This is a genomic window from Mesorhizobium salmacidum (SeqCode), assembly GCF_037179605.1.
Classification (GTDB): Bacteria; Pseudomonadota; Alphaproteobacteria; order Rhizobiales; family Rhizobiaceae; genus Mesorhizobium; species Mesorhizobium salmacidum.
Genome location: NZ_JAPYKS010000008.1, coordinates 198,339 through 217,267 on the forward strand (window position 1 = coordinate 198,339; position 18,929 = coordinate 217,267).

Consider the following 18,929-nt stretch of genomic DNA (forward strand, 5'->3'; position numbering starts at 1 on the left):
GCGCTGCGCTAGAAATCTCGCTGCAGCGCCATGATCCGGACACGCCGCGATTCAACACGCATGCCGAGTTCACGGATATAGGCAAAATGGCAATAGGTGCACGTCGTCACCCCGATGACCGCCAGCATGCAGTTCAGCCAGGTGAAGTCCATCATCAGTGAGAACTGAAAGCCGCTCGGCGCCGTGAACGCGGCAATGGTGCTGGCGGTCTGCGGGCGGCCGCCGATCAAAATCATCGACGCCGCGAGGATCAGGGTGCCATGGTTGGCAAGAAAGAAAGCGGCCGACCTTCTGGCCTGACATGCCATCCAGCAGATCCCCAGTGCTGCGCCCAGCAACGCGAAATCCAGGACCATCGACCCTCCCAGATAGACATCGACCTGCTGCCAGACCATCCCGGACGACGGGTGCAAGGCGAGCCAGATCTTCCACATATCGGGGCTTGCGGGGTAGGTTCCGAGCAGGATGGTGGCCATTCGCTCCGCAGCCAGGATCAGCAGGACAAAGGCCGGGAAGGCGAAAAGCAAGAGTGGTTTGCGGTTCATGGTGCCTCGCAATCTGGCGGGCAGACTAGGCCGCATAGATTGCGCGAAGCTTAACGGGGCGTTTTTGCGTCTGCCCACCGGGACCGGTGCCTTCGGACACCCGTGTCGCGGCGAGTCGAGGCCTGAACTCTCGAGCCGATGAGACAGCATCGTGCGGCCGCGGTACCGACACGGGTCGACCCTATCCGGCCACGACGACGTCGTGAAGCCAGTCGCCGGCGATTGTCCCGCGCAGTCCCAAATCACGTACGCTATCCATGTGGTTGCGTCCCTCGAGAACGCCCTTCGACACACCCAGGCCCTGTCCCGTCAGGCGGTCAGCAAACAAGTTGGCCTGCTGGTGAAAAGGTTCCGTCTCCCGCTCGCCGACCAACACCGTGACTTTCGTCCGGGGAGAGTGGGATTTGCTCAGCGGCGAAAATGCCTCAACTTCCGTGTCGGTGAGACCTATCAAAGGCTCGAGGAAGGAATGCTGAAGGGGCTTCAAATCGTAAAGCCCGCCGAGCAGGAGTGCCGCCGAAGGGGCCGAACCCTCGTTGAACAAAAAGGTCGCCAGATGCGCCCCGGCGGAATGGCCGCTGACGCTTAGCCGGCCGGGATCGCCGCCATGGCCGGCGATATTATCCAGCACCCATTGCCTCGCGCGCCGGACCTGGTCGACGATTGCCGCCATCCGGACGGCAGGCATCAGCGCATAGTCGATCACGACCGCGATTGCCCCGGCGCTCGTGACCGGTTCGGCAATGTAGGAATAGTCGCTTCTGGTGAACATGCGCCAGTAGCCGCCATGGATGAAGATGTGCACAGGAAGGTCCTTACGCGGCCCCTCCGGAAAGAACAGGTCGAGGCGTTCGGCCTCGTGCGGGCCATAGGCGACATCCGCCAGCATGGGCAGCGCTGCCCGCGTCGCGGCGCTGCGGGCGACGATATCGGCCACGATGCCATCGAAATCGGCAACGTGGTCGCGGGTGCGAAAAGGATCCTTCGACATGGTGTCCGCTCAGAAGGTTACAGCGATGTATTTGGCCTCCATGAACTCGGCGATGCCGTGATGCTGGCCCCCTTCCCGCCCGAGGCCGCTCTGCTTTACCCCGCCGAAGGGCGCTGCGGGATCCGACATCAAGCCGCGGTTAAGGCCGATCATGCCGGCCTCGATCTCCGAGGCCACCCGCATGCCGCGGGCCACATCGCGCGTGTAGAGATAGGCGGCGAGGCCGTATTCGGTGTTGTTGGCGTGGAGGATGGCTTGCGCCTCGCTTTCGAAGCGGGTGATAGGCGCCACCGGGCCGAAGATCTCCTCATGCGCCATATCGGCGTCCGGCGAGACTTCGGACAGGACGGTCGGAGGATAGAAAAAGCCATCTCCTTCAAGCACCGAGCCGCCGCACAACACTTTGGCACCCCGATTGACCGCATCCTTGACCAGCCGGTCGATCTTGTCGACCGCCTTCCTGGTGATCATGGGCCCACATTCCGTCTCTGCCCTGGTGCCGGCGCCGATCTTGAGCGCGGCCATGCGCCGGGACAGGCCGTCGGCGAACGCATCGTGGATGCCCGACTGGACGTAAATGCGGTTGGCGGCGGTACAGGCTTCGCCGGCATTGCGCATTTTGGCAATCATGGCGCCATCGAGGGCCGCATTGAGATCGGCATCGTCGAAGACGATGAAGGGCGCGTTGCCGCCAAGTTCCATGGAACAGGAGATCACATGCTTGGCGGCCTCGGCGAGCAAGGCCCGGCCGATCCCGGTCGAGCCGGTGAAGGAGAACTTCCTGACGCGCGGGTCGGCCAGCATGGCCGAAGTCAGGGGGCCGGGTGTCGACGTCGTCAGCACGTTGACGACGCCGTCCGGGACGCCGGCTTCGCTGTAGAGCGCGGCGAGTGCATCGGCGGTCAGCGGCGTCTCGCTGGCCGGCTTCAGAATGACCGTGCAGCCTGCCGCGAGGGCCGGTGCGATCTTGCGTGTCGCCATCGCGGCGGGGAAATTCCACGGCGTGACGAGGACGCAGATGCCGATCGGCTGATAGTCGACCACGATCCGGTTGGTTCCGGACGGAGCGGTGCCGAACTCGCCGGTGATGCGAACAGCTTCCTCGGCGTTCCAGCGGAAGAATTCGGCTGCGTAAGCCACCTCGCCGCGCGCGTCGCGTTGTGCCTTGCCGTTCTCCAGCGAGATCAGCATGGCAAGCGTCTCCGACCGCTCGACCATCAGCTCGAAACAGCGCCTGAGAATCTCCGAGCGCTTGCGTGGCGCGGTCTCACGCCACCCCTTGGCGGCCTTGGCCGCTGCCTCGACTGCTGCGGCGGCGTCCTCCAGGGTCGCATCGGGAACCGCCGCGATTACCGCACCGGAGGACGGATCGGTGACCTCAATGAGCCCGCCGTCGGAAGACGGCAGCCATTGTCCGCCAATGTAGAGTCGGTGCGGAAAACCTCGCACTTCGTAGGGGTCCTGATCGAGCTGGAAGGCATTATAGGGAAGGTTCATCGTCTTGTTCCTGACGTTCACATGGCGCAGGCGTCGAGATCGCCGTCATAGGCAGCCTGGACAAGGCGGCGCATGGCGGTGAGGTCGAATGGGCGCGGATTGTTCTTGATCAGCCGATCGATGCCGAGTGCCTGCTCGGCGGTCCAGTCGAGTTTGTCGGCCGGAAGCCCCAGACCGGCCAGCGTCGGAGTGATACCGATCGCCGCAAACAAACGCCTGATCTCCTCGATGGTCGCGCCCGCCATTTCGTCGGCGCTCCGACCGTGCGGCTCAAGGCCAAGAGCAATCCCTATCTCGGCGATCTCCGCCGCGGCCACACGGCTGTTGTAGCTCATGACATAAGGCATCATTGTCGCCACCCCCAGCCCATGCGGCGTGTGTGTGAGCGCGCCTGCCGGGTATTGCACGGCGTGCGCGGCCGCCGTGCCGGCGGTGCCGAACGCGCAACCCGCCGCCAGCGCTCCCATCATCACGTCGGCGCGCGCCTCGGCGTCGCCGCCGTCAGTAAACGCCTTCTCCAGGCTGCGGCCGAGCAGTTTGACGGCCAGCAGCGCGAAATGGTCGGTCAGCGGCGTCTTGCCGATGAAGACGTGGCGCTGCGGCAGGCTGAAGTCACCGTCCCGGCGCATGGCCGTGAAGGCCTCGATCGCATGCGTGAGGGCGTCCGCACCGGCGATCGCCGTCAGGCCCGGCGGACAAGTCATTGTCAGTTCGGGGTCGCAGATGGCAACGGCAGCGATCAGATGGGGGCTCGATATGCCGACTTTGAGCGTGCGGTCCGGATCGGATATCACCGCGACGGGTGTCACCTCCGATCCTGTGCCCGCCGTGGTCGGCACGGCGATGAGCGGCAGCGTCCGCCCCGGAACCTTGAACTCGCCGTAGTAGTCGTGGAGTTCGCCGCCGTGGCTGATCAGCAAGGCGGCGCATTTGGCGAAATCGAGACAGCTGCCGCCGCCGATCCCGATCACCATATCGGGCCCAAAGCCCCGCGCTTCCTCGACGCACACCGCCACGGAGTCGCGCGGCACATCCGGCAGGACATCGTCATGGACCAGCACTTCGATCGACGCTGCCTGCAAGGATGCCATGATTTCGGCGAACACGGCCGTACCGGCGAAACGCTCGTCGGTGCAGATCAGGACGCGTCGACCGTAGCGAGCGGCCACGACCGGCAGTGCATGGCGTTGCCCCTTCCCGAATAGAATTTCGCGTGGGAGCCGGAGGGCTGTGAGAAGGCTCATGGCAGGCTGCATCCTTGAGGGGTGTCGGAGAAACTCGCATTGCAAAATCCGCACCGAAGATCCTGAACTGAACGGCACCGATAAAATCGTATAGGATATAGTATTGCATTGGTCAAACCCTCGTGTTAGCAGTCTCCCTTGTCGAGAGGCGAAAGAATGCAACCTGTCATTTTGAGCAATAATGGTGAAGCACCCACGGGAGCGGGTCGCATCCAGCGCGCGAGCAGCCTGGCCGAGGACGTCTACGAGGCCATTTTCGCGCAGCTGATGTCGCTGAAGATCGCGCCCGGTTCACGCATCACCGTCGACAATTTGGTCAAGGAGTTCGACGTTTCCCATACGCCGATCCGCGAAGCGCTCGGGCGTCTGGAAGGCGAAGGCCTGGTTCTGAAGACGCATCTTATCGGATACCGCGCCGCACCGCAGATCAGCCGGCGCCGTTTCGACGAATTGTACGAAATGCGTCTCCTGCTCGAACCGCACGGCGCGGCGAAGGCCGCTGCCGCGATGGACGAGGCCAAACTCGGCACGCTGCTGGAGGCAGCAGGGGTGATGTCGCGCCGCGAGGGCAAGGACGAGCGTCTGCGCTACTCAAACTTCGCCCGGCAGGACGCGATTTTCCACGACAAGATCATGGAATATGCCGAAAACGAGCTCATTCGCGAGACGCTGGGTTATCAACACACCCACTTCCACATTTTTCGCCTGATGTACCACTCCCGCGTGACCGAGGAGGCGCTGGACGAGCATGAGGCGATCCTTGCCGCGTTCGGTTCGGCCGATCCCGATGCGGCCGCGAAAGCAATGCGCGCCCACATCGAGCACTCGCGCGATCGCCTGCTGCCGGCCTTCGATTGAGGCTAAACCGATGTCCGCGCCGCTGACCACCAACGACAACGCCGAGGAATACTGCTTCCCCAATTCTCCATTCTGAGGACGGACAAAGCCAATGCGGGGCGCGGCATGGCTTGCCCGGCTTTTTTTCACACGACAGAGGAACCGACTATGTCAGGCAAGAAAATATTGATGCTCACCGGCGAGTTCACCGAGGAGTACGAGATCTTCGTCTACCAGCAGGCGATGGAAGCCGTCGGTCACACCGTCCACGTGGTCTGCCCGGACAAGCAGGCCGGAGATCTCATCAAGACCTCCCTGCACGACTTCGAGGGCGACCAGACCTACACCGAAAAACTCGGCCACTTTCAGGTGATCAACAAGACGTTCTCTGAGGCGGAAAAGCAGCTCGATCAATACCACGCCGTATACTGCGCTGGCGGCCGCGGCCCGGAATACATCCGCACGGATAAGCGTGTGCAAGCCATGGTGCGGCACTTCCACGACACCGGGAAACCGATTTTCACGATCTGCCATGGGGTCCAGATTCTGATTGCCGTTGACGGCGTCGTGCGCGGCAAGAAGGTTGGCGCGCTCGCCGCTTGCGAACCGGAAGTGACGTTGGCAGGCGGAACCTATGTCGACCTCTCTCCCACGGAAGCCTTCGTCGATGGCACCATGGTGTCGGCCAAGGGTTGGACAGCCCTCGCTGCCTTCATCCGCGAATGCCTGAAGGTGCTCGGGACCGAGATCCGCCATAACTAAACAAGGCTGGCGCACGTCAACAATGCGCCGATTTCCGTTGTTGCAAGGTGTGCAGGCTACGCTCCAATGGTAGCCGCTCGCATCCGCACTTTGAAGTATGTCCTCGGTCGATGAGATCGAGGGCCACCGGCGCCAATCAATCGAAGAAGCCGGCATCCTCCGCCAGCAAATACTTCCTGGCGCCTTCGGCGTCGATGTCGAGACCTAGCCCCGGTGCTTCCAGCAGATCCACCATGCTGTCCTTCACGATCTGCTTGGGCAGGCCGATGACGATGTCGTTCCACCAGGGGTCCGAGGCGCTGGGATATTCGAACGCGACGTAGTTGGCGGGCAAGGTGGCGCAGACATTGATCAGCGCGCCCAGGCCCAGCAGGCCGTTCGCGGTGCCGTGCGGCGCCATCAGGATCGAGTGCATATAGGCGTGCTCGGCGACCCATTTTAGCTCGGCGATGCCGCCAATGTCGGCAGGATCGGGGCCGATGACGCGCACCGCCTGCGTCTCGATCAGCTCCTTGAAATTGTGCCTGAGGTAAATCTGCTCGCCGGTATGGATCGGCGTCGAGGTGGAGGTGGTCAGCTCCCGGTAGGCCTGCGGATTGACCCACGGTACATAGTCGCCGGTCAGCATGTCCTCGAGCCACATCAAATTGTATTTCTCGACCGCGCGAGCGAACGTGATCGCATCGGGCAGCATCCAGCCCGGGCCGCAGTCGAGTGCAAGGCTGACCTTGTCCCCCAGCACTTCCTTCATCGCGATCACGCAGTCGAGCATGTGGTTGAAACCACGTTCGCTGATCACACCCTGATCCATCGCACCATGATAGCCGGCCTTCTTCTGCGTCACGCCGTAATGGAAGTCCTCGATGGTGTCCTTCATGTTGGAATGGAACGAGATTCCTTGCTTGACCATGAAGAAGTTCTGCGGCTGCTCCATCATCCATTTGACGTCGGCGGCGTAGTCCTCCGGCCGGTCGCCCGTGCGCTTCTGGCGGATCGAGCCGTTGTAGACGCGCACCTTGTCGCGCACCTTGCCGCCTAGCAGCTTGTAGGCCGGCACGCCGGCGGCCTTGCCGGCTATGTCCCACAGCGCATGTTCGATGGCGCTGACCGCCGCGCCATAGGGCTTGAAAGAGCCGCGTTGGCGGATCTTCAACATGACCCGCTCGACGTCGGTCGGATCCTCGCCGATCAGCGCCTCGCGGAAATGCAGCACCCATGGCTTGAGATAAGGCTTGGTGTACTCGACCTCGCCAAGGCCGTAGAGACCTTCGTCGGTGACGATACGGACGATGGGATGTTTGCCGATTACGGCGCACCGCAGGTCGGTGATCTTCATGGCGCAGTCCTATTTCACAGACGAGAAAGCTGTCGGCGTGAGCAGCTGGCTGCTGATATTGGCAATGATCTGCCCGTCGCGCTCAGACTCGTCCCGGGCCCTGTGCCATGCCAGATCGGTGACGAAAGCCGCCCATTTCGCCTCACGCTCGGCCAGCGATTCCCAGGCGAGGAAATAGGTGAGGCGATTGCTGTTTTCGCCGATCGCGGTGGTGAAAAACCCGGCTTGGCGGATGCCATGCCTCTCCCAGATGGCCAGCGTTTGGTCGGAAAAGCGCTTGAGCAAAGTCGGCAGTCTGCCCGGCAGGCAGTCATAGATACGCAGTTCGTAGATCATGGTTTCGTCCGTTTCTTTCTTCTCCTCTCCCTTGGGAGAGGTCGACACGAATGGCCGGTCGTTGGCCCTGTGAGCCTGGGGGAATGAGGGCAAGGGGTCTGGGCTAACTCCAGGTCCGGTCCCAGCTATATTCATTGTCCCAATGCTCGGTGGATTGCCATATCCCCGTGACACCGGGCTGCAGATGCTGGGTGATCACCTCGTCGACCACATCGTCTATACCCAGCCCCGGCTTGTCGGGCACGGTGATGAAGCCGTCCTTGACAAGCGGCTTGGGCAGGCCGGTGACGATATCGTCCCACCAGCCGACATCGGCGGAGTGGTATTCGAGCGCCATGAAGTTCTCGGTCGCGGTGGCGACATGCGCGGCGGCCATCGCGGCGATCGGACTTTCGGCCATATGGATCGCCATGGCGACACCGTGATCCTGCGCCATATCGCCGATCTTCTTGGTCTCGAGAATGCCCCCACTGGTGAGCAGGTCGGGGTGGATGACCGAGAGGCCGCCGCTCTTGAGCAGCGGCTCGAAGCCTTCCTTGAGGTAGACGTCTTCGCCGGTGCAGATCGGCACCGTGGTAGCCTGCTGCAATTGCCGGTACTGCTCGGTGTATTGCCAGGGGATCACGTCCTCCAGCCAGGCCGGAACGTATTTCTCGATACGGCGCGACAGGCGTATGCCATCCTGCAGCGAGATGTGGCCGACATGGTCGATGGCAAGCGGGATCTCGTATCCGATGACCTCGCGAACCTCGTGGATATACTGCTCGAGCAGGTCTATCCCCTTTTCGGTGAAATGCAGGCCTGTGAACGGGTGCTGCACGTTCTGCGCGTCATAAGCGAGATTGCGGGCCTTTCGCTCCTCGAACGAGCCACCGCGGCCGCGCGGGTTGCCGTGAAACCCTTCGAGCGCGCCGGCAGGTGCGACCACGGCGCCCGGGACATGGGCGATCTGCATCAAGCCCAGGTCCATCTTCAAGAAGGTGAACCCGCGGCCCATCCGTTCCTTGAGGCGCTTGCCGGTTTCGGTGCCGCTGGGTTTTTCGGCGTCGGTATCGCAATAGACGCGCACGTGATCGCGAAACTTGCCGCCCAGCATCTGGTAGATCGGCACGCCATAGGCCTTGCCGGCGAGGTCCCACAGCGCGATTTCGACCGCCGAGACGCCGCCGCCCTGCCGGCCGTGCCCGCCGAACTGCTTGATCCGGCGAAACAGACGGTCGATGTCGCAGGGGTTTTCACCAAGCAGCCGGCTCTTCAGCATCAGCGCGTAAGTGGCGCTGGCGCCGTCGCGCACCTCGCCAAGCCCAACGATGCCCTGGTTGGTGTAGATCTTGAGCAGCGCCGAGGTGAACGGCGCGCCGACGATTTCGGCCACCCGCATGTCGGTGATGCGAAGCTCGGACGGCTTCGAGTTGGTGTTGACCCGGTTGAGGGCCTCGCCGGCTCCATCCGTCTTTGGCATGACTTATCCTCGTCCTGATTTGCAGGCTTGTCGCCCGCATGCTGCCGACAACGTTGCTAGCCCAGTTCGATCTCATGGGCTTGCAGGTAATCGCGGTTCATCTCGATGCCGAGACCCGGCCTCGACGAAAGCTTGAGGCTGCCGTTCGAAACGTCGAGCGGCCTGTCGATGAGATGATCGTACTTGCCCAAATTCCACTCCGACGTTTCGAGCTTGTAGAAGTTCGGAACGGTCATCATCACCTGTGCTCCCGCGACCACGTTGATCGGCCCGGCGGCGTCATGTGGCGAGACCGGGATGTAATAGGCTTCGCACAGAGCGGAGATCTTCTTGAGTTCGGTAATGCCGCCGGTCCAGGTGACGTCGGGCATGATGTAGTCGGCGAGCTTGTTCTCGAGAACCGGCACGAAATCCCACTTCGTGTGGCCGCGCTCGCCCCACGAGATGGCCGCACTGACCTTCTCGCGCACCTGCTTGAGGGCGTTAAGGCTCTCGGGCGGGCACGGCTCCTCGAACCAGTCGATCTGGCCGGCTTCCTCGAGGCTGCGACAGAGGCGAATGGCGGTCGGAACGTCGAACCGCCCATGCGCATCGATGAGGATGTCGACATCGGGCCCCGCCGTTTCGCGGATCAGAGCCGTGAGTTCGGCGGCCTCGCGCTCGTCCTTACGGGTCATGCCGCCATCGAGATAGCCGTCCCGCTGTTCGCGGGACACGCCGCCGGCACCGCGACCCTGGTGGGGGAAAGGATCGAACTTGAGAGCAGTGTGTCCGGATTCGACGATGTGCAGGATTTCGCGGACCACAGCATCCTTGCTGGTGAATTTGGCCTGGTTTGGGTGGGTGTAGAGCGCGATTTCATCACGGACTGGCCCGCCCAACAGCTCGTAGATCGGCTTGCCGAGAGCTTTGCCCCTGAGATCCCACAGGGCTATGTCGATCGCGCTCACGCATTCGACCGCGGCGCCACGACTGCCCATATAGGTGAAGCTGCGGAAGATCTTGTGCCAGAGATACTCGATGCGCGCCGGATCCTCGCCCGTCACCGCGGCTCCGATCTGTCGAAGGATCGTGCAGAGGGCGCGGTTGGCGAGCTTGGTGGTGGTGGTGATCTCTCCCCAGCCGCTCAGCCCCTCGTCTGTCGTCACCTCGACGAACAGGAATTCCCCCCAATAAGAAGCATCGGACTTGATCAGCCACGGCCGAACGCTGGTGATTTTCATTTCAACTACCTTTGCCAGTGAGGGTCAGCCACGATGTTCCAGACCTGACCCTCGTCCTATCCGGCCCGAGCGGCGTTGCGCGCACGCATGTGTTCGAGAACATGCCGGCCGGAACCCTCGACATGACGGGAAATGAGTTCGGCTGCCTTGTCTGCCTCTCCCGCTTTTATGAGCGCAATGAGTTCGCGGTGTTCGCGAATGATCGCGGCACGCCGCGCGAGCGTGAAATTGAAGCGTCGGCTCACCGCTCGCAGCACTTCGCGATGCTTCCACCAGAGTTCGGCGGCATGGCGGTTATAGTGCCGCTGGTACATCACGGTGTGAAAGGCGGTATCCAGCTCACTGTGCCTGAATGTGTCGGCAAAGTTGTTCTCTTCAATCAGGCCTTGGATACGTTCCAGTTCGGCGATGTCCTCGCCGGTGGCCATGCCCACAAACCATCGCGTCAAGGCTGGTTCGATCAGAACACCGATCTCGTAGATGTCGCGGACAAAGTCCTGATCGATGGGCCTTACACGCGCCCCGCGATTGGGAGAAAAGATGACGAACCCCTCGCCCCGCAACAGTTGCAGGGCCTCGCGCACGGGGTTGGTCGAGGTGCCGTGGCGGCGCGCGAGATCGGTGACGACAAGCCGTTCGTTGGCGGCGAGCCGTCCCTCGATGATGTCTTCCCTTATCAGTTCGTAAAGGGAGGCGCCCTCGCTGGAGGCTCCGATGGCGTCGATCCCCGGAGGCGGCTTTGCTTTAAAATCGTTTGTTTCGGCCAAGAGCCGGCTCCCCAAATTAATACACAGTCTGTCCGATATCACGCACAGTTTCCGTATACAATGTACGATCTGGCTCGTTGACAGGCAATCCACGATCTGAAAACGTACTAAGCGATCGCGAGGATACACTGTACTGAAAGAACCATCCTCGCGATCGCAGGGCAGAGAACCAGGGAGGATACCTATGACGAGGATCATGCTCGGCAGTGCGGTCCTGCGCGGCACTGTCGTCGGTGTTTTGGCGGCATCGCTTATGTCCACATCGGCGCTGGGTGCGCCGCCGGTCGACCTGAGCAAATGGTCGCCCGAATATGTGCGCTCCATCGCCGGAACACAGGAATTCGACACGGCCGGCGATTGCGGTAAGGTCACCCCGCTCGATTACAAGGGGCGACTGACTTTCTGGTATCAGGGCGTGTTCGAGGGCGATCCCGACCTCCTGCGCCAGTACTACAAGGATTTCTTCGAGACTTTCCGCAAGACCTATCCGAACATCCAGCTCGAGGAACAGGCCCTCACCTATAACGACCTTCTCGACAAATTCCGCACGGCACTCCTGGGCAATGCCGCGCCGATGGCGGTCCGCCTGCAAATCCTGGGTGGTACCGAATTCGCCTCGAAGGGCTATCTGCAGCCGCTCAAACCAGAGGATGTCGGCTATTCGACCGAGGATTTCTGGCCCGGCGCCATGAAGGCCGTGACCTGGGATGGGGTGACTTACGGCATACCGACGAACAACGAGACGATGGCGTTCATCTGGAACGCCGACATCTTCAAGCGTGCGGGCCTCGATCCGGACAAGGCTCCGGCAACCTGGGACGACGTCGTCAAATATTCCAAGCAGATCCACGACAAGCTCGGCATTGCAGGCTACGGCCTCGTGGCTCGCAAGAATGCCGGCAATACGCCCTATCGCTTCATGCCGCAGTTGTGGGCCTATGGCGGCGGCGTCTTCGACGAAGCCACCGCGAACCCGACTTACAAGGAGGTGGAGCTCGACAGCCCGCAGAGCAAGGCGGCGCTGCAAGCCTCATACGACATGTATGTCCGCGACAAGTCGGTTCCGGTCTCGGCACTTACCAACCAGCAGGCCGACAACCAGCCTCTGTTCGTCGCCGGCCAGTTGGGCATGATGATCTCGCACCCGTCCGACTACAACGTCATGCTCGACCTGCAGGCAAAGGCGACGGGCACCGACAAGGAGAAGGCGCAGACCGTCATCGACAATATGCGCTACGGCCTGATCCCGACCGGCCCTGACGGCAAGCGCGCCGTCGTGTTCGGCGGCTCGAACATTCACATCCTGAAGCCCGAATATGTCGAGGGCGGCAAGGTGGACGAGCCGGCCGCGAAGGCGATCATCTGCATGTGGACGAGCCCGGAATGGTCGCTGAAGATGGCCTATGCCGGCTCCAACCCGGGCAATCTCAACGGCTTCAAGACCAAATGGATGAAGGAACGTCTGGACCACATCAAGTTCCTCGATGTCACGACCTCGATGCTGCCGTATGGGATCCCGTTCCCGGCGCTGCCGGAGTCGCCCGAGATCATGAACATCATCGTCCCGGACATGCTGCAGAATGCCCTGACCGGAGCGATGACCGTCGACCAGGCAGCGGATGACGCGGCCAAGAAGGTGAAAGACCTGATGGGCGGACTCTAGTCCGGACCTGACCTCCGATCTGGCCGGCTGCACCGCGAGTGCAGCCGGTTCATCCCGAAGAACAAGGGCACGCCACAGTGACGATCGTGACCGGCAAGGCCGAGGCTCGCCGAAAATCGCAACCCGGCAGGTCCGGCGCGTTGCGGAATATCTGGGACCATCGCGCCGACTACGCATACGTGCTCCCCGCGATCGCCGTGATGCTCGTCGTCATCGCCTATCCGATCTATTACACGATCGAGCTGTCATTCTATAAGACGCCGCCCGGCCTGCAGCTCCGCGACAAGACCTTCATCGGCTTCGACAACTACACCACCATCCTCACCAGTGAGGTGTTCTGGAAAGTCACCTGGAACACCCTGATCTGGACATTCGGGTCGACTTTCATCTCCTTTGTCCTGGGGTTTGCCACGGCGCTGGCGCTGCACCGCGACTTTGTCGGCCGTGGCATCCTGCGTGCCATCCTGATCATTCCCTGGGTGATCAGCGCGGTCGCCGCCTCCTATATCTGGAAGTGGATCTACCATTCGGATTTCGGCATCATCGGCGCGGTGCTCGTGGGCCTTGGATTGACCGACCGGCCGCCGAATTTCATCGACAACGTCAGCACGGTGCTCCCCGCCCTGATCGTCGTCAATATCTGGCGCGAGTTTCCATTTGCCATGATCATGATGATGGCCGGCCTGCAGACTGTGCCCGACCAGTTGTTGCGCGCCGCGAAAGTCGACGGGGCCAATGCATGGCAGCGTTTCTGGCACGTCACCTTCCCGCACTTGCGCAACGTCTCGGTGGTGACGATCCTGCTGCTTGCGGTGGCCAACTTCAATTCCTTCATCATCCCCTGGATCATGACCGCAGGTGGACCATCGAACGCATCGCATATCTGGATAACCCATATTTACGAGCTCGCCTTCGGCCGGCAACGCTGGGGCGTGGCATCGGCCTATTCGGTGCTCCTGTTCCTCATCCTGATGATGCTGGGCTACTTCTACGTCCGTGCGCTGAGCGGCAATGAGCGGAAAGAGGGTGGCGCATGAGCACGATCGCCGAGACAGCCTCTCGAGGCCAGACCCGTCGCCGCATGCGCGTCGACGGATGGCGGTGGGCCGGGCGCATCTTCCTTCTGTTCATGCTGCTTTACACAGCGCTGCCGATGATCTGGATGCTGATCACCTCGATCAAGTCGGGCTTCGCGGCGACGCAATTCCCGCCGCAATGGTGGCCTGACGAGCCCACGCTTGCCAGCTACCAGAAGCTGCTCGATCCGCAGAACAGTGTCGGCCAGGACTTCCTGCGCTTCTTCTGGAACAGCCTGTTCGTGTCGACCGTCACGACAATCCTTTCGGTGATCGTGGCTGTTCCTGCGGCCTATGCGTTTTCGCGCTTCACTTTCCCGGGCCGGAACTTCCTGTTCTTCGCCGTGCTGCTGCGCAACATGTTCCCGGCAGTGATCTTTCTCGTGCCGCTCTTCATCCTGATGCGCGCGATCGGGCTGGTGAACACGCATGGCTCGCTGATCCTGACCTACCTCACCTTCGGCCTGCCCCTGGCGATCTGGCTGCTCAAGGGTTTCTATGACAATATCCCGGTGCAGCTCGAGCAGGCGGCACGCATCGACGGGGCAACGCGGTTCCAGGCCTTCATCATGATCGTGATGCCGCTCTCGACGCCGGGGATCATCGCCACCGCGATCTATTCCTTCATCGGCGCGTGGAACGAGTACATCTACGCCTACACCTTCCTCTCCAAGAACGACCAGTTGACGCTGCCGGTCGGCATCCAGCGCTTCTTCTCGGAAAACACGACGGACTTTCCGGGCCTGATGGCGGCGAGCTTCATGATGAGCGTGCCCGTCGTGGTGCTGTTCCTCGTCCTGCAACGATACTTCGTACGCGCCCTGACAGAAGGCGCGGTCAAGCATTAGGGAGTTGCCGATGGCCCACGTGGTCCTCAAAGATCTCGTCAAGACCTACGGCAACTTCAAGGCCGTCAACGACGTTTCGCTGACGGTCAATGACGGCGAGTTCGTTGCGCTCGTCGGCCCTTCAGGCTGCGGCAAGACAACCACGCTCAATCTCGTCGCGGGGCTGACCCCGATCACATCGGGCGACATCGTCATCGGGGAACGGGTGGTCAACGATCTCGATCCCAAGGACAGGGACATCGCAATGGTGTTCCAGAACTACGCGCTCTATCCGCAAAAGTCGGTCTATATGAATCTCGCCTTCCCGCTACAGATGCGCAAACTGCCCAGGGACGAGATCGACAAGAAGGTCAAGGAAGCGGCGCGCGTGCTCGACATGACGCACCTGCTCGAACGCAAGCCGCGCGAACTTTCGGGCGGCCAGCAGCAGCGTGTGGCCTTGGGCCGCGCCCTTGTGCGCGACCCCGCCGTGTTTCTCATGGACGAGCCGCTCTCCAACCTCGACGCCAAACTGCGCGTACAGATGCGGTCGGAGATCAAGCGCTTTCATCAGGACCTCAAGGCGACGATCATCTATGTGACGCACGACCAGCTCGAAGCCGTGACGATGGCCGACAAGATGGCGGTGATGAACGGCGGCTTCCTGCAGCAATACGATTCACCGGCGCAGGTCTTTGCCCATCCGGTGAACATGTTCGTCGCCAGTTTCATCGGCAGCCCGGCGATGAGCCTTATTCCGCTGGAGGCATCGACGGCACCGGGCGGTACCGTGTTGACCAGCGCGGAGGGCTGGAGCCTCGGGCTCTCGCCGCGCAACGTCCAGAAGGTCACGAAGGCAACGACCAAAAAAGTCGTGCTCGGCGCACGTCACTCGACGATCAAGCTGCACAAGAGTGCGGCGCCAGGCAGCATCCCGGCCAAGGTCTACACGGTGGAACCAACCGGAGACGTCACCTTCGTGCAGGCGTTCCTGTCCGGCGCCGTCGTCAACGTCAGCGTGCCGCCGAACATTGCCGTCGCGCCCGACGAGCGGATCTGGCTCGAGTTCGACCAAGAGCGGATGCATCTGTTCGACGGCGAAACTGAAATGGCCCTCGAGGCCAGCTGAGCAGGCGGATGCGTGTGGAACGTGGGCGTGGATGACTACGAAGCTTAAGATCACCGCGATCAAGCCCTATCCAGTGTGGGTGGGAACGCGCAACCAGATGCTGGTCAAGGTCGAGACCGACCAGGGCATATTCGGCTGGGGCGAGAGCGGCCTGAGCGGACGCGAGAAGGCCGTGGCCGGCGCGGTAGAGCACTATCGCGAGTTCCTGGTCGGCCGCGACCCCATGCAGATCGGGCGCATCTGGCAAGAGGTTTATCGCAGCCAGTATTTCGAAGGCGGGCGAGTTCTGCAGGCGGCGATATCCGCCATCGACATCGCCCTTCACGACATCAAGGGCAAGGCGCTGGGGGTGCCGGTCTACGAGTTGCTGGGCGGCAAACAGCGTGACCGGATCCCCACCTTCGCCTCGACCGGAGACGAGGCCGAGGGCGACATTGCCATCGAGCGGGCCCGCGAGCTATGTGCGCAGGGCTGGCAGGCCATCCGCTTCTTTCCCGCCGGGCAAAACAGCAGGGACATCTTCGAGCCACGCCAGTCGATCGGCGCTACCGCGAGCATGCTGAACAAGGCGCGCCGGGCGCTGGGCGACGATGTCGTCCTCGGCATCGACTATCACCACCGGCTGTCGGTGGCGGAGGCAGCGAGCTTCTGCAACAAGCTCGACCGCGGCGTGCTCGATTTCCTCGAGGAGCCGATACGCGACGAGACGCCGGAGGCCTACGAGTCCCTGCGCACCATGACCGACATCCCCTTCGCCATCGGCGAGGAATTTGCGAGCAAGTGGCAGTTCCTGCCCTACATCGAGCGCGGTATCCACCAGTTCAACCGGCTCGATATCTGCAATGTCGGCGGGTTCACCGAAGCGATGAAAGTCGCCGGCTGGAGCGAGGCGCACTATGTGGACCTGATACCACACAACCCGCTTGGTCCGGTGTGCACGGCCGCGACCGTGCATCTGGCCGCCGCGGTACCCAACTTCGCGTGGCTCGAGACCAGGGTGCCCGAAGCAAAGCTTGGCTTCGACAATTCCGAATTCTTCCCGGTACAGCCGCGGCTCGACGGCCCCGACTATCCCGTCAGCGATCTGCCGGGGCTCGGCGTCGAGGTCAACGAAGAGGCGGTCCAGGCGCAGAGCTTCCGTTTCTGGGAAGCACCCCACCTCAAGCGCCGCGATGGTTCTGTCACGAACTGGTAGTTCCTTTCAATCGGAGTCCACAATGACGCATACTTCCGACATCACGCGGCCGCCCAAGGATCTGATCGACGCGCTAAGGGAGATCGGCGCGGCGACGGTTGCCGGCACGCTTGGCCATATGGGCTTCCGCAATCCGCACATGGTCGGCCCGGTGGCGCAGAACCACGGCAAGTCGATCGTCGGGCCGGCACTGACGCTGCAATTCATGCCGCAGCGGCCGGACCTCTTCACCGAGGGAGAATATGCCGATCCGGAGACGCAACTGCACCGACACGTGCTCTACCACGCGCAGGAAGGCGACGTGGTCGTGGTCGACGCGCGCGGCGACATGAGCTCGGGCGTCTTCGGCGATATGATGTCGACGTATTTCAAGGGCAGAGGCGGCGCGGGTATCGTGATCGACGGGTGCATGCGTGACCGGCCCAACGTCGAAAAGCTCGATCTGGCGCTATGGCTGCGCGGCTGGACGCCCAACTACCATGTGCAAACCAGCATCTATCCCAACGCCGTCAACGTTCCGATTGCCTGCGGCGGTGTCACGGTGATCCCCGGCGACATCATCGTCGCCGACGACGACGGGGTGGTCGTGCTGCCCGTCGCAATGGCCGCAAAGGTGATCGAGGAATCCCAAAAGCATCACGACTGGGAGGAATTTTCGCGCATGAAACTCATGGAGGGCGGGCCGTTGCAACGCTATTATCCGCTGCACCCAAGTGCGAACGATGAGTATGAAGCTTGGCGGACAACCAACCTGAAACTCTGATGAACGGACGAGGTCATGGGATGCCCCTCCAATGCAGGCAGCCGCACGTCGCCAGAACATTGTCGGCGCGATCCAAATAGGATCATGTCCGCCGCCTTCTCGGCGATCATGACTGGGAGCGTGCGTTGGCTGCTGTACGGCTACCCGCGCTCGACCAGCCAAACAGATGCTAGCCGGGTGAGTGGACCGATGATTACGCCAGCCCAGGTAGTGTCTCGCGCTCGTCGATCTTTGTATTCTTTGCGGATTATTTTTTGTACTTCAGAACAGCCAACCGTCGTAAGTATCCAGCTGTTTAGCTGAGACGATCTCCTCCACATTGGGCTGTCGCTGTCCGCGGGGCCGATCGACAGATTGAGACGCTCCGCCTTCCGGATGAGCCGCCGCGTTTTTATCTCTGCAATCTGTTCATAGTACAGTAATGTTTCCCAATAATGTCGGTACTGAGCCTTTTCCCGCTCCACAGGCGTGCAAGCATTTGCCAGGTCGACGTCATAGGCGTGGTCGAGCATCTTGATGGTTCGCCGGTACGCCTCGATTTCCAACAACTCTTTGATTTGTAACGGTATGGTCATACGACCTCCCAACCCCGCAGCCAAACAAAAAAGTTACGGCCTTGTATGGCGTCCAGTCCATTCGACTACTTGGATGAGGTCACAACGCAAAAGAACTAGACGCGCCTAGTTGACCGATTGAGACGGAGGAGCGTGTTCGCTGTGTTTGCGGAAGTTGGGATGCGCAGGGGTATCATGATCGATGTTGTGGCCTCCGACAGGCCTGGTTTGAGGCGATCGCGGCAGCATGACGGCTACGCCCAAGTCGACGACCTGCGTATGGCGGTGACAGGAAGGGTTCATGGCCGAGGCGTCGACGATCTGCGGCGCCCCTGGCCAGGGACAGCGACCGACAAGCTAGCCGGAGCTTCCGCAACCATACCGTCAGACGGGTGCACTGATAGCGCACCTCCCGATAGGAAATGTGCCATCGACCGAAGTATCGGCCACCACAAATCGCTCTAGAAAAGAGACTCGCCAAGACGGAGGGCGTACGATTCCCTCTGTATTTCCCTGACCTGGACACCACCGATTGGCGTAATTGCCTGGTTGCAAGGATGCGTTAGATTGACCAGTACGGGTGCGTAGCGTTAAGCCCGCCGCAGTGGCCGGTGCGGTCTTCACGTCCCCGGAAGGCTGCCCCTCCGCACCGGCCATTTCCCTTTACGGCTCTGCATCGACTACGGCTCGGTAGTTGACCCTCGGCGAGGGCCGGTGCGCAG

General features: G+C 61.7%; 18 protein-coding genes. 8 read left to right on the top strand and 10 right to left on the bottom strand.

Annotated elements, in window-relative coordinates; all coding sequences use genetic code 11:
• Positions 1-8: 8 nt before the first annotated feature.
• The 4 genes from O7A60_RS13480 to O7A60_RS13495 form a co-directional block, all read right to left on the bottom strand.
• Positions 9-545: a hypothetical protein gene (locus O7A60_RS13480; protein WP_337106732.1), complete on the bottom strand. Its 537-nt coding sequence runs from the start codon at positions 543-545 to the stop codon at positions 9-11.
• Between the two features lie 181 nt (positions 546-726).
• On the bottom strand, positions 727-1,536 hold the full coding sequence (locus tag O7A60_RS13485) for an alpha/beta hydrolase (protein WP_337106733.1): 810 nt from the start codon (positions 1,534-1,536) through the stop codon (positions 727-729).
• Positions 1,537-1,545: 9 nt separating this feature from the next.
• On the bottom strand, positions 1,546-3,033 hold the full coding sequence (locus O7A60_RS13490) for an NAD-dependent succinate-semialdehyde dehydrogenase (RefSeq protein WP_337106734.1): 1,488 nt from the start codon (positions 3,031-3,033) through the stop codon (positions 1,546-1,548).
• Positions 3,034-3,050: 17 nt separating this feature from the next.
• Positions 3,051-4,277 (bottom strand): iron-containing alcohol dehydrogenase, encoded by a 1,227-nt coding sequence (locus O7A60_RS13495; RefSeq protein ID WP_337106735.1) that lies wholly within the window; start codon positions 4,275-4,277, stop codon positions 3,051-3,053.
• A gap of 156 nt (positions 4,278-4,433) precedes the next feature.
• Between O7A60_RS13495 and O7A60_RS13500 the strand changes: the two genes are divergently transcribed.
• Together O7A60_RS13500 and O7A60_RS13505 are read left to right on the top strand one after the other, a co-directional pair.
• On the top strand, positions 4,434-5,135 hold the full coding sequence (locus tag O7A60_RS13500; RefSeq protein ID WP_140505842.1) for a GntR family transcriptional regulator: 702 nt from the start codon (positions 4,434-4,436) through the stop codon (positions 5,133-5,135).
• A 147-nt stretch (positions 5,136-5,282) separates the two neighbouring features.
• The gene (locus O7A60_RS13505; protein ID WP_337106736.1) at positions 5,283-5,876 is read left to right on the top strand and encodes a DJ-1/PfpI family protein; all 594 of its coding nucleotides are present in this window, start codon (positions 5,283-5,285) and stop codon (positions 5,874-5,876) included.
• Positions 5,877-6,012: 136 nt separating this feature from the next.
• On the opposite strand, the gene O7A60_RS13510 is transcribed toward O7A60_RS13505, so the two are convergent.
• From O7A60_RS13510 to O7A60_RS13530, 5 genes are all read right to left on the bottom strand, one after another.
• Positions 6,013-7,212, bottom strand: a complete 1,200-nt coding sequence (locus tag O7A60_RS13510; protein ID WP_337106737.1) for a mandelate racemase/muconate lactonizing enzyme family protein — start codon at positions 7,210-7,212, stop codon at positions 6,013-6,015.
• A 9-nt stretch (positions 7,213-7,221) separates the two neighbouring features.
• Positions 7,222-7,548, bottom strand: coding sequence for an NIPSNAP family protein (locus O7A60_RS13515; RefSeq protein WP_337106738.1), 327 nt, complete (start codon positions 7,546-7,548; stop codon positions 7,222-7,224).
• A 103-nt stretch (positions 7,549-7,651) separates the two neighbouring features.
• On the bottom strand, positions 7,652-9,010 hold the full coding sequence (locus O7A60_RS13520) for a mandelate racemase/muconate lactonizing enzyme family protein (protein WP_337106739.1): 1,359 nt from the start codon (positions 9,008-9,010) through the stop codon (positions 7,652-7,654).
• A gap of 56 nt (positions 9,011-9,066) precedes the next feature.
• Positions 9,067-10,233 carry a mandelate racemase/muconate lactonizing enzyme family protein gene (locus tag O7A60_RS13525; RefSeq protein ID WP_337106740.1) on the bottom strand — a complete coding sequence of 389 codons (1,167 nt, stop codon included), beginning with the start codon at positions 10,231-10,233 and terminating at the stop codon, positions 9,067-9,069.
• Between the two features lie 56 nt (positions 10,234-10,289).
• Entirely contained in the window at positions 10,290-11,000 is a 711-nt protein-coding gene (locus O7A60_RS13530) for a GntR family transcriptional regulator (protein ID WP_337106741.1), read from the bottom strand.
• Positions 11,001-11,184: 184 nt separating this feature from the next.
• On the opposite strand from O7A60_RS13530, the gene O7A60_RS13535 reads away from it, so the two are divergent.
• From O7A60_RS13535 to O7A60_RS13560, 6 genes are all read left to right on the top strand, one after another.
• A complete protein-coding gene (locus tag O7A60_RS13535; RefSeq protein WP_027145842.1) occupies positions 11,185-12,663 on the top strand; it encodes an ABC transporter substrate-binding protein in 1,479 nt (492 codons plus the stop codon).
• 77 nt (positions 12,664-12,740) lie between these two features.
• Positions 12,741-13,700, top strand: a complete 960-nt coding sequence (locus tag O7A60_RS13540; protein WP_337106742.1) for a carbohydrate ABC transporter permease — start codon at positions 12,741-12,743, stop codon at positions 13,698-13,700.
• Complete coding sequence (locus O7A60_RS13545) at positions 13,697-14,587, top strand: carbohydrate ABC transporter permease (RefSeq protein ID WP_337106743.1); 891 nt, start codon at positions 13,697-13,699, stop codon at positions 14,585-14,587. Before O7A60_RS13540 ends, O7A60_RS13545 begins: the two co-directional genes overlap by 4 nt.
• 10 nt (positions 14,588-14,597) lie before the next feature.
• Positions 14,598-15,695, top strand: coding sequence for an ABC transporter ATP-binding protein (locus tag O7A60_RS13550; RefSeq protein ID WP_337106744.1), 1,098 nt, complete (start codon positions 14,598-14,600; stop codon positions 15,693-15,695).
• Between the two features lie 31 nt (positions 15,696-15,726).
• A complete protein-coding gene (locus tag O7A60_RS13555) occupies positions 15,727-16,890 on the top strand; it encodes a mandelate racemase/muconate lactonizing enzyme family protein (RefSeq protein WP_337106745.1) in 1,164 nt (387 codons plus the stop codon).
• A gap of 22 nt (positions 16,891-16,912) precedes the next feature.
• Positions 16,913-17,653 carry a ribonuclease activity regulator RraA gene (locus tag O7A60_RS13560; RefSeq protein WP_337106746.1) on the top strand — a complete coding sequence of 247 codons (741 nt, stop codon included), beginning with the start codon at positions 16,913-16,915 and terminating at the stop codon, positions 17,651-17,653.
• Between the two features lie 140 nt (positions 17,654-17,793).
• Here O7A60_RS13560 and O7A60_RS13565 read toward each other — a convergent pair whose 3' ends face one another.
• Positions 17,794-18,228: a hypothetical protein gene (locus O7A60_RS13565; RefSeq protein WP_337106747.1), complete on the bottom strand. Its 435-nt coding sequence runs from the start codon at positions 18,226-18,228 to the stop codon at positions 17,794-17,796.
• Positions 18,229-18,929 lie beyond the last annotated feature (701 nt).

Bases quoted from the DNA above. Each gene is read 5' to 3' on its own strand.
- O7A60_RS13480 (WP_337106732.1), bottom strand. From the start codon at position 545: ATGAACCGCAAACCACTCTTGCTTTTCGCCTTCCCGGCCTTTGTCCTG.
- O7A60_RS13485 (WP_337106733.1), bottom strand. From the start codon at position 1,536: ATGTCGAAGGATCCTTTTCGCACCCGCGACCACGTTGCCGATTTCGAT.
- O7A60_RS13490 (WP_337106734.1), bottom strand. From the start codon at position 3,033: ATGAACCTTCCCTATAATGCCTTCCAGCTCGATCAGGACCCCTACGAA.
- O7A60_RS13495 (WP_337106735.1), bottom strand. From the start codon at position 4,277: ATGAGCCTTCTCACAGCCCTCCGGCTCCCACGCGAAATTCTATTCGGG.
- O7A60_RS13500 (WP_140505842.1), top strand. From the start codon at position 4,434: ATGCAACCTGTCATTTTGAGCAATAATGGTGAAGCACCCACGGGAGCG.
- O7A60_RS13505 (WP_337106736.1), top strand. From the start codon at position 5,283: ATGTCAGGCAAGAAAATATTGATGCTCACCGGCGAGTTCACCGAGGAG.
- O7A60_RS13510 (WP_337106737.1), bottom strand. From the start codon at position 7,212: ATGAAGATCACCGACCTGCGGTGCGCCGTAATCGGCAAACATCCCATC.
- O7A60_RS13515 (WP_337106738.1), bottom strand. From the start codon at position 7,548: ATGATCTACGAACTGCGTATCTATGACTGCCTGCCGGGCAGACTGCCG.
- O7A60_RS13520 (WP_337106739.1), bottom strand. From the start codon at position 9,010: ATGCCAAAGACGGATGGAGCCGGCGAGGCCCTCAACCGGGTCAACACC.
- O7A60_RS13525 (WP_337106740.1), bottom strand. From the start codon at position 10,233: ATGAAAATCACCAGCGTTCGGCCGTGGCTGATCAAGTCCGATGCTTCT.
- O7A60_RS13535 (WP_027145842.1), top strand. From the start codon at position 11,185: ATGACGAGGATCATGCTCGGCAGTGCGGTCCTGCGCGGCACTGTCGTC.
- O7A60_RS13545 (WP_337106743.1), top strand. From the start codon at position 13,697: ATGAGCACGATCGCCGAGACAGCCTCTCGAGGCCAGACCCGTCGCCGC.
- O7A60_RS13550 (WP_337106744.1), top strand. From the start codon at position 14,598: ATGGCCCACGTGGTCCTCAAAGATCTCGTCAAGACCTACGGCAACTTC.
- O7A60_RS13555 (WP_337106745.1), top strand. From the start codon at position 15,727: ATGACTACGAAGCTTAAGATCACCGCGATCAAGCCCTATCCAGTGTGG.
- O7A60_RS13560 (WP_337106746.1), top strand. From the start codon at position 16,913: ATGACGCATACTTCCGACATCACGCGGCCGCCCAAGGATCTGATCGAC.
- O7A60_RS13565 (WP_337106747.1), bottom strand. From the start codon at position 18,228: ATGACCATACCGTTACAAATCAAAGAGTTGTTGGAAATCGAGGCGTAC.